The sequence below is a fragment of the Tenacibaculum sp. XPcli2-G genome (assembly GCF_024124505.1).
In the GTDB taxonomy this organism is placed as follows: Bacteria; Bacteroidota; Bacteroidia; order Flavobacteriales; family Flavobacteriaceae; genus Polaribacter; species Polaribacter mesophilus.
The window spans coordinates 74127-84156 of the sequence record NZ_JAMXSH010000008.1 but is presented as its reverse complement, the minus strand read 5'-3'; the positions used below and the strand labels follow the sequence as shown (position 1 = coordinate 84156).

Here is a 10030-nt window from a genome sequence, read left to right as displayed (position 1 = left end):
TGTCGACCCGATTAGGCTTCGTATGTCGACCCGATTAGGCTTCGTATGTCGACCCGATTAGGCTTCGTATGTCGACCCGATTAGGCTTCGTATGTCGACCCGATTAGGCTTCGTATGTCGACCCGATAAAAAAGTTACACTTTTTTATCTTACTTTTTTTATATTTGAGAGTGTTAATAAAATTGCTAAAAGTTGCGCATATTCTACCGTAAAAGGAACATATAAGTAATTTTATTACACACATAAACTAGTTAGCTGTAACTTATGAACTTAGCATTTTATAAAAATATAAGAGGTAAAATTATTGAACAAATTAGTTCTGCGAAAAAAGAAATTAAAGTTTGTGTTGCTTGGTTCACAAGCAAAGAAATCTTAGGAAAATTAATCGATAAATTAGAAACCGGATGTAAAGTTGAAATAATTATCAGTGATCATTATGAAAATAAAAGACTTGATTACAGACAATTCATTAAAAATGGAGGTGTTATAAAAATATTATCTTCAAATTCGGGTAGATTTCTTCATGATAAATTTGCTCTATTTGATAACAACAAATTAATAACTGGTTCATATAATTGGACTAATTCCGCTGAATTCTATAATCATGAATATATCGTAATAAGCGATAATGAAACATTACTAAAACAATTCACAGGAAGATTTAAGTATTTAACAAATATTGTAGAAAACTATGAAATCGAAAAATTACAAAATATTGTTGTTTTTGATTCTGACTCAAAAGAAGAGGAATTTGAAAAACTTGAAAAAGAACTATTTGACGAGCTAATTAAATCTATTGATGCATCACTCGATGCTGGGGCAAAAATTAATAAATCAACAATTCTAGATTTGCTTCACAGATATGGTGCAATTGGTACAACAAAAAGACTGGTGAAGGAAGGTGCAAAAAATCTACAATCTGGATTGATAAAAATGTTTGAGATTAATCGATTAGACTTGACATTTGAAAATATAATTTTACATAAAAAATATAGAGCCTTATTCGATGAAACAACTCTTTCCAAAGCGAAAGAAAAATTGGAGAAATTGAATTACAAAAGCAACAGCTGACAATGGCTATAATTAATACGGGTTTTAGTATTTACTCCATAGTTTAGTTATTTTTATAATGTCCGCCAAATCTTTTTGATTTGGCTTTAAAAATGAAAAATTAAAACAAAATAAAAAGTTTTGGCTAAGTACTTAATCGGAAATTAATCGCTTGTTAATTCCCGTACAAACCATAGCCGAAACCGTTGTAGGTAATTCTCTAAATCTAATTATTGCTAAATGAAATCAAAAAAAGCTATTTTAAGTTTTGAACACAATGAAATATTGGAAGAAACTATTAAAACATATAATAAGATATATAAAAACTCATCAAGAAGTGTAGAATTAAAACAAATTGAAACTAATAAATTTGAAATAGCTGTAAGTGATGATGGGAAATTATTACCCTATGGAATTTATGATATAGCTTCCTTTATTGGAAGTAGAATATTTAGAGAAAAATTTAAGTTAAGTCTATGTAATAAAAGAGAAAGAATTTACAAAAGGATTTATAATAGCACTACACCTCCCACAGACGAAAATAAAACTATAATATTTGATTCAAAGGAAATAAAAATTGAACTAATTAAAACAACAGGTATTAATTCTTCAATAAACACCATTATTCCTTATATAAGCGAAGAAGATTATAAAATAATTATAGACTTATGTGAGCTCAAGAAAATTGAGTACTTTAATTCTGTTAGTTATAAAACTAAAAATGATTTTAGTATTAACTATTCTATAGAAGAAAATTATTTAATGATATTTGGAGTTGATTTAAAATATGGAAAAGAAGATTACAAAGTTGATTTAGAGGGAATTTTTGAATTAAAGCCTATAAATTATGACATTTAAAATAATGTTAGAAGACAAAGAGTATAATAGAGAATTCTTTAAAATTTTCAATGACAAACATAATACTGATTTTGAATTAATGAAATTTGAATATGATGAAGTTGTTTTTGCTGTAATCAAAACTGAAAATTGTGGAGATAATGAAATTCTTCAACTAGGCATTGAATTAACTCAATATTCTCGTTTAAAGAGCATAACAAATTAAAATACCTACAACAATGGCTATAAGTAATTGCTTGTTCTCGCCTACTTTTTATCCTTTTGAATAATAATACACTAAAAAACTCTTCTCTAAATAGAAAACACCTCAAATGACACAAGAACTCTATCAAAAAGCAATAAAATTTGCTGGAGAAAAACATAAAGATCAAAAAGTTCCTGGAACAAATTCTAACTATTTGCTACATATTTCTAACGTTGCTATGGAAATAATCTTAGCATATAATGCAAATAACAATTTCGATTTAAATTATGCTGTTCAATTAGCGCTACTCCACGATACATTAGAAGATACTGATACCAACTTTTCGGAGTTATTGAACATGTTTGGAGAAAAAGTTGCTATTGGGGTTCAAGCATTGACTAAAAATAAAAACATAAGCTCTAAAAAAGAGAAAATGATAGACAGCTTGAACCGAATAAACAAACTTGAAAAAGAAGTTGGAATGGTAAAATTAGCAGACAGAATTACAAACCTTCAAGAACCACCAAAACATTGGAAAAAAGATAAAATTCAAAATTATTTATCTGAAGCTATCGTAATTAATGAAACACTAAAAAACAAAAATGAATATTTAAATAAAAGATTAGAAAATAAAATTGCTGAATACAAAAAGTATACTACTAAATAAGAATAACTTATTATTAAATTCTCCCGAGAAATAACTATAAAATTAATCTTTATAATGTTTAACTGCAGTAATAAACTCTTAATTACAAATATAACCTACTTTCAATCTCAAGAAGATATAAGAAACTTCAAAAAAACACTAAAATAATTAATAACATTAAACTAAACTTAAAAATATTATATTTAACTCCATAATTAACAAGAACATAAAAAGCTGTTATTAACAATTAGAAGCCAAACTTAAATAAGAATTACAATGAAAAGAATTTACTCAATCTGTTTGCTATCAATAATTACTTTAATTTCATGTAAAAATGAGAAAGAGACTACCAAAAACAACTTAAATGAAGTTGTTAATAATGAAGTTACAACCAAAGAAAAAAAAGAATTAAAGAATAACACTAAAAAATTTTCTTGGAAAAACATAGTTGAATCTAAAGTTGATATTGGTGCATACCCTTATATAACACCACCAAAAGGTATGTTAGTAAATAAAAATACTAGCAGCACAGAGTCTTATGACTTTCACAAACTTGAAATGTTTGACGGTAATTCATTTTTTGATATAGAAGGACGAGTAGATAAAATGGGAATTATGATGGATGGAAATCAAAAATGGAATCAATACTATTTTGATAAAAGTATTAAAGACTACTTAACAGCTATTGGCGCTCAACTTATTTTTGAAGGAAAAATACCTAATGAACTTGTAAATCAAAAAGGAGAAAGCGTAAACGATCGTTATACTTACTTTAATAATTTTTATGTTGGAGATGTTGTAAACCATCCTATTCGTATGTATGTATTAAAAACGCCTACTAAAAAAATAGGAATTCAAATCTATTCTGATGTGGCTAATGCACAAATTGGAGTTGTGGAATCAAAAGAATTTGAACAAACAATAGAGAAAATAACTGCAGATAAAATCATAAATGAAATAAACACTAAAGGCTTTGCTACATTACATATTAATTTCGATACTGGGAAATCAAGAATTAAAGCTGACTCTTACGAAATAGTGAGTGAAATATCTAAAATGTTAAAAACAAATCCCAATTTAAAAATAAGTATTGAAGGACATACTGATAATGTGGGTAATGAAGATTTTAATATGAAACTATCTAAAAACAGAGCCAAATCTGTTCTTATGTCACTCGTAGATGAAGGTATTGAAGAATCAAGACTAGAAAGTAAAGGCTTTGGGCACACGAAACCTATAGGTAATAACGCTACAGAAGAAGGAAAAGCACAAAATAGAAGAGTTGAACTAAGAAAAATTTAAAGAAATATCGTGTAAGCAGTATAAAAACTGCTGCTTACACAAAACACAACATATTATAATTTATAAAAAACCATTGGGACCTCATCCCAATAAAAACTGTACTTCTCTACTATCAAACTAGTATTTGCAACAAAAAAATCTCTAAAAGAGCACATTACAAACATTACCTTAACCAAATAGCACCTAAAAAGTGTAATTTTTTTCATATCTTCTCATGGTCTAACCACTTAATAATAAGCCTTAAACACAAAAGCCATGAGGAATAAACTAAAAAAAGACTTAGGATTATTTGATGTTTTTGCCATAAGTACTGGAGCCATGTTTAGCTCTGGTTTCTTTTTACTACCAGGAATCGCCTCACATTATACAGGCCCTTCTGTATTTTTAGCTTACTTACTTGCAGGTGTATTAATACTACCTACCATGTTTAGTATTGCTGAAATATCAACAGCTTTACCACGATCAGGAGGTGCTTACTTTTTTTTAGACAGAAGCTTAGGTCCACTCATGGGAACCATCGGCGGACTAGGTACATATTTCGCTTTAATGCTTAAAACTGCCTTTGCTATTATTGGTATTGGTGCTTATGCCGCTATATTTTGGGAAGTTCCTACCAAGGTAGTAGCTATTGTAGCCACCCTTTTTTTTATGGCACTAAACTTAGTAGGCGCTAAAAAAACCTCCGCCTTTCAAAAGGTGTTTGTCATATTCCTATTAGTCATTTTAATTGGTTTTATTGCAGATGGTCTTTTTTCTATATTCACCTCAGATACTATCACCAATGAATCTATTAACAAACAATTTACCCCCTTCTTTTCAAACGGATTTGGAGGGATGTTTACTACCATAGGTTTTGTTTTTGTGTCCTACCTAGGACTCACTCAAATAGTAAGCGTTGCAGAAGAAATTAAAAACCCTGAAAGAAATATTCCTTTAGGAATGATACTTTCATTAGTCGTTACAGGATTAATTTATGGTTTGGGTGTTTTTATTATGGTAACTCTTATTGAGCCTACTGCCTTTGCCAACGAATTAGCACCAGCTGCTACAGCTGCAGAACAACTTTTTAAATGGCTACCCGATAATGTGGGAGTCTTATTAATGTCGGTAGCAGCACTTGCTGCTTTTGCTTCTACAGGGAACGCAGGACTATTATCTGCATCGCGATACCCGTTTGCTATGGGACGCGATAAACTGTTTCCTGCTATTCTAGCTAGAATTGGTAAAAAAGGAAGTCCTATAGTCGCTATATTTTTAACTACAGCATTAATTATTGTATTCATTCTACTATTATCAGAAGAAGGTATTGTAAAGCTTGCGAGTACCTTCCAATTATTGATTTTTATCTTTATTAACTTCTCTGTTATTGTTTTTAGAAAAAGTAAAATAGAATCGTACGACCCAGGCTATTTATCTCCATTATATCCGTTTATGCAAGTTGTCGGAATTATTATTTCATTCATCCTTATTATTTATTTAGGATGGATGCCCGTACTTTTTACCTCTGGTATTATTGTTATTGGTGTACTTTGGTATCACTTTTATTCTAAAGGAAAAGTAAAACGAGAAGGCGCTATTTTTCATTGGTTTGCGCTTTTAGGAAGACACCAATACGATGAATTGGAGAATGAATTAATGACCATTTTAAAAGAAAAAGGACTTCGTGAAGGGGATCCGTTTGATGAAACCGTAATTACATCGAAAATAAAAATACTTAAGGATACCACTAACTTTGATAAAGTCTTAAATATCGCTTCCGATTACTTTTGTAGAGAGTTAGACCTCAACAAAGAAGGGGTACTACACAAGTTCTTTCAGTCGGTACCCGATGAATCTGTCATCACTTTACCAGGTATTTTAGTTTTTCATGCCAAGTTTAAGAGTGTTTCACATCCTTCCATGAAAATTGTGATTTCTAAAAAACCAATTGAAGGAACACTTCCCTCTGAAGACTATGAGTTTAAAAAGCCCTTACAAATCTGTGCTTTTCTAATTAATTCTGATGAAAACCCAAAACAGCAACTCCGTATGCTATCGAGACTTCTTGATATTTTAGAACGAGAGCAAATCGTAAAAACCTTGCTTAAAATGAATAGTCACAGAGAAATTAAGGAGTTTTTACTACAAAACGAACGATTTGTAAGCATCAAACTACTCGAAGGAACTCCGCAAGACACCATGATTGGAAAACAGCTAAAGGATATTCAGTTACCAAAAGACGTTTTAGTGGCTTTAGTTGAAAGAAATGATAAAACGTTTACCCCTAACGGTTCAACTGTTTTACTAACAGATGATGTACTTACCATACTTGGAGAAACCAAATCTATCGCGAAACTGTATAAGGAATATATGAGTTATGAAATAGATAAACTGGATACTGAAGAGACTTCTTAATTTTTGGTTTGGTTATTTATTTTTATTGAACTTAGTTATCAATTTATATTTCTGATAGAAGTTATATCTTTGGTAAACCATATCTCATGCTGAAAAAGATTAAACGACAAAATGGACTACCAAACATACGAACCACATACAAATTTAAAGTCAATTATTAGTTGTTATTGGACGTTGGAAGTACCTATACATTCCGAACCACAAAAACAACGAATTGTACCAGATGGTTGTATAGAAATGGCATTTATTCTTGGAGACGATATAAAACGATACACTTCCGAAAATAACTTTATACTTCAACCACGGGCAATGGTATTAGGGCAAATAATTGAACCTTTCTACATTGAACCAACAGGTTATGTCAATACTTTTGCCATTAGGTTTTATCCTTATGGATTTGCTAATTTTATCTCTGGACCAATCAACAACTTAGCAAGCACAGAAACACCCTTGAATCTCCTTTTTGACAAGGAAACCGCAGATGATTTGCAACAAAAAATAACCAACGCTGAAAATACGATACAACGTATAGAAATCATCGAAAAGTTTCTTTTGGATACGTTCAACAACCAAAAAACAATTCATAAAATAGTAAAAAGTACTGTGGATACTCTCCTTTCTACAAACGGAAGTGTTTCTATAAACTCAATCCTCGAAAACAACCTATCTAAACGAAGACAGCTTGAAAGAAACTTTAAAAAACAAATTGGAGTAAGCCCCAAACAGTTAGGAAAAGTAATTCGATTGCAAACAGCTTTAAAATTGATGCTTAACCAAAAGTCTAAAAACCTAACTGATGTTGCCTATAAAAGCGACTATTTCGATCAAGCTCACTTCATCAAAGACTTTAGAGAATTTACAGGAATAAACCCAAAAGAGTTTCTTACTGACGAAAGCTTGAAGCTTTCTACCCTTTTTTACAAATAAACTAAGGTGTCGCATTTTTACAATTTCAACTAATTTTCTGCTCTTAGTTTTGCATCAATAATACTAAGCCGAAAATGAAAAATAACACACTTATTACCATTATTACCCTATTTTTTTTGCCTTGTGTCTTGCAAAAACAAAGGCACTTCAATCTCTAAAACAACACAATCTAAAGAATCAATCACTAAAAGTATACAACAGATGAAAAGTTATGTCTCAATTTTTGAAATTCCTGCAACCAACATTACACGAGCCGTTAATTTTTACAAAGAAATTTTAGGTATAGAAATTGAAAGATTCCATTTTCCAGAAATGGAAATGGGGGTATTTCCTTACGAAGGTCAAATGGTTACAGGAGTAATTATACAAGGCGAAGGTTATGAACCTTCTGCAAGTGGGGTTACTATTTACCTTAATGGTGGAGACAATCTGCAAACTATTATTGATAAAGTAGAAGAACATGGTGGTAAAGTTATGATACCTAAAACACCTCACGCTGACGAAAACGGGTACTTTGCCATTTTTCTCGACTCAGAAGGAAATAAAATTGGACTTCATTCGCCAAATTAAAAAAACAAACTTCTAACAATAAAGGGAAATAATAATGGCTTGGGTACTAACTCAAACCGTTATTTCTTTTTATTAAAGTGTCTTGAAAACCGACCCATAAATTTATAAAGTCAGCTACAGCTCATACATCAAACGAAAGTAAAACTCCCTTTATAAAACCATTCTCTCCCCTTTCTAAAAAAATCTAATTAACGTATCTTGCAATCTTATTAAAAGACACCTATAATGCAAGACAAAAACGTACATACTTATATAAAAAATGTTGTAGAAAATATGCCAGCAGATTGGTTAAACCTAACCACGCACCGTCTGGATATTTATATAGAAAAACTAGCCAAAACCCAGTTTTTAGAGCAGTTTGAAGATTTGTATAAAAACAACAATGCTACTGCTTCAGCGTTAAGCGAGTTGCCAACTGCATACGATTATATTCGTTTAGGGCATCCGTTATCGTCTGTATTAGAGTGGACGATTGCCAAACTATACAACACTAAAGCAGCAAATGTAATTAGTTTTTCATCACAAACGGTTCCTGTTTTGGCTGTGTTAAGAGCGAATTTATTTGCTAATAAAAACACGCAAATAGTGTATACCAATGAAATTCCTAGCTTTTTTGATGCTGAAGTAATTAAAAATGTATACGGATATCAATTTGAACTAAAAAAAGTGGATAGTGTTGAAGCTATTCCTGAATTTGATGGTAGTACCGTATTGATTGTTGAACAAGAAGCTATTTGCAACTTTACGATTGTACCAAACGTTGATTTTTACATCAACACACACACAGAATTAGGAAGCTTTTTATTGGTAAACGGAGAGCAAAACGATTCTTATATTTCAGACATTCAACATGTAAGAAGAAGAGAAACTATTGCCATGACTCCTGCTAATTCATTAAAAGCGTTGAAAAGCCTTATCGATGAGCCGTATGAGGTTACAGTAACTGACGTAGCACAAAACAAAGCAAAGGTTGAGAGACTCATCAATGAGATTACCAATACCAGCACAAAAGCGTTAGTAGCTTCAAGTGGACTTTCAATACAATACGCCATTTTAATGGGATTGATTGACGATGCTCTTGAAAACCATAAGGGAAAAACGATTAAAATTGTAGTGCCTCCAAACTGTTATGGTGGTACAAACGACCAAGCGAGACGTGTTGCTGCTTGTTTAAACAACGTAGACATTGTTGATTTACCTGTTGATGGAGACAACGACATGGTAGAGAGCATTGATACCGTATTAGCCAACATTGCAGCACAAGATGCGGTTCCGTATATCATTGCTGAAATTCCGACCAACCCAAGAGTAGAAGTGCCAAATCTTACCGATTTAAGAGATGTTTTAAGTAAAAAACGTACGACTCCAAGGGGTGAAACAGTGGTTGATCCTGTGTTTATTTTAGACCAAACTTTTTGTCCGAATGTTCACTTTTTAGGAGATACAGACATGTTAGCCAATATTAGAACTATTTCGTTTGCAAGTGGATCTAAATTCCCTAGTGGTGGAAAATGTACTGCTGGATACTGTGTTGGAAATAAAACAACCAACGCGTTAATCAAAAAAATAGAAAAGCACTTACACATTTGCGATAACGAGGCTACACCGCTTCAATACAAAATATTAGCTGCACAAATGCCTTCGATGACGCAACGAATTAGTGATGCTTATAAAAACACGCGTGAGTTTGTAAACTTTATTCATGAAGTATTACCTGATGCTAAAATCAATTTTGTTTCAGAAGAACTAGCTGCGCAAGGATTTACACCATCAGTATTTTCGTTAGACCTTCCTACCAAAGGGAATACTGCGGAAGAAAAAGAAGCGTATAAAAGAGCCTTAAACTTAAAGCTTATCAATTTAATGATTACTGAAATTCCGAATGAAAGTAAGTATTGTGTAAGCTACGGACAGTTAAAAGGTTGTTATTGGACGATTCCTGCAACCTCAACCCAAGGAACTACCAAAGAAGGTGATAAAGATTATATTGCTCGTGTAGCACTTTCTCCTAATATGGATTTAGCGCTTCATAAAAAAGTTTTCCTTGATTTTGTAAAAAGTATCTAAGAACTACAAAACGTCATTTCGACTATAGGGAG

At 31.6% G+C, this 10030-nt stretch carries 9 protein-coding genes; all 9 read left to right on the top strand.

Annotated elements, in window-relative coordinates; all coding sequences use genetic code 11:
- Positions 1-264 precede the first annotated feature (264 nt).
- The 9 genes from NH341_RS14995 (at position 265) to NH341_RS14955 (ending at position 9998) form a co-directional block, all read left to right on the top strand.
- A complete protein-coding gene (locus NH341_RS14995; RefSeq protein ID WP_253057439.1) occupies positions 265-1071 on the top strand; it encodes a phospholipase D-like domain-containing protein in 807 nt (268 codons plus the stop codon).
- 219 nt (positions 1072-1290) lie between these two features.
- Positions 1291-1908, top strand: a complete 618-nt coding sequence (locus tag NH341_RS14990) for a hypothetical protein (RefSeq protein ID WP_253057438.1) — start codon at positions 1291-1293, stop codon at positions 1906-1908.
- Positions 1898-2113 (top strand): hypothetical protein, encoded by a 216-nt coding sequence (locus NH341_RS14985; protein WP_253057436.1) that lies wholly within the window; start codon positions 1898-1900, stop codon positions 2111-2113. The genes NH341_RS14990 and NH341_RS14985 overlap by 11 nt, the downstream gene beginning before the upstream one ends.
- A gap of 106 nt (positions 2114-2219) precedes the next feature.
- Positions 2220-2759, top strand: coding sequence for an HD domain-containing protein (locus NH341_RS14980; protein WP_253057434.1), 540 nt, complete (start codon positions 2220-2222; stop codon positions 2757-2759).
- 255 nt (positions 2760-3014) lie between these two features.
- A complete protein-coding gene (locus NH341_RS14975; protein WP_253057432.1) occupies positions 3015-4040 on the top strand; it encodes an OmpA family protein in 1026 nt (341 codons plus the stop codon).
- A 255-nt stretch (positions 4041-4295) separates the two neighbouring features.
- Positions 4296-6434: an amino acid permease gene (locus NH341_RS14970; RefSeq protein WP_253057430.1), complete on the top strand. Its 2139-nt coding sequence runs from the start codon at positions 4296-4298 to the stop codon at positions 6432-6434.
- Between the two features lie 111 nt (positions 6435-6545).
- Complete coding sequence (locus NH341_RS14965) at positions 6546-7361, top strand: helix-turn-helix domain-containing protein (RefSeq protein ID WP_167713519.1); 816 nt, start codon at positions 6546-6548, stop codon at positions 7359-7361.
- A 201-nt stretch (positions 7362-7562) separates the two neighbouring features.
- Complete coding sequence (locus NH341_RS14960; RefSeq protein ID WP_253057428.1) at positions 7563-7931, top strand: VOC family protein; 369 nt, start codon at positions 7563-7565, stop codon at positions 7929-7931.
- Between the two features lie 225 nt (positions 7932-8156).
- Positions 8157-9998 carry a PLP-dependent transferase gene (locus NH341_RS14955; protein ID WP_253057426.1) on the top strand — a complete coding sequence of 614 codons (1842 nt, stop codon included), beginning with the start codon at positions 8157-8159 and terminating at the stop codon, positions 9996-9998.
- The last annotated feature ends 32 nt before the right edge of the window (positions 9999-10030 follow it).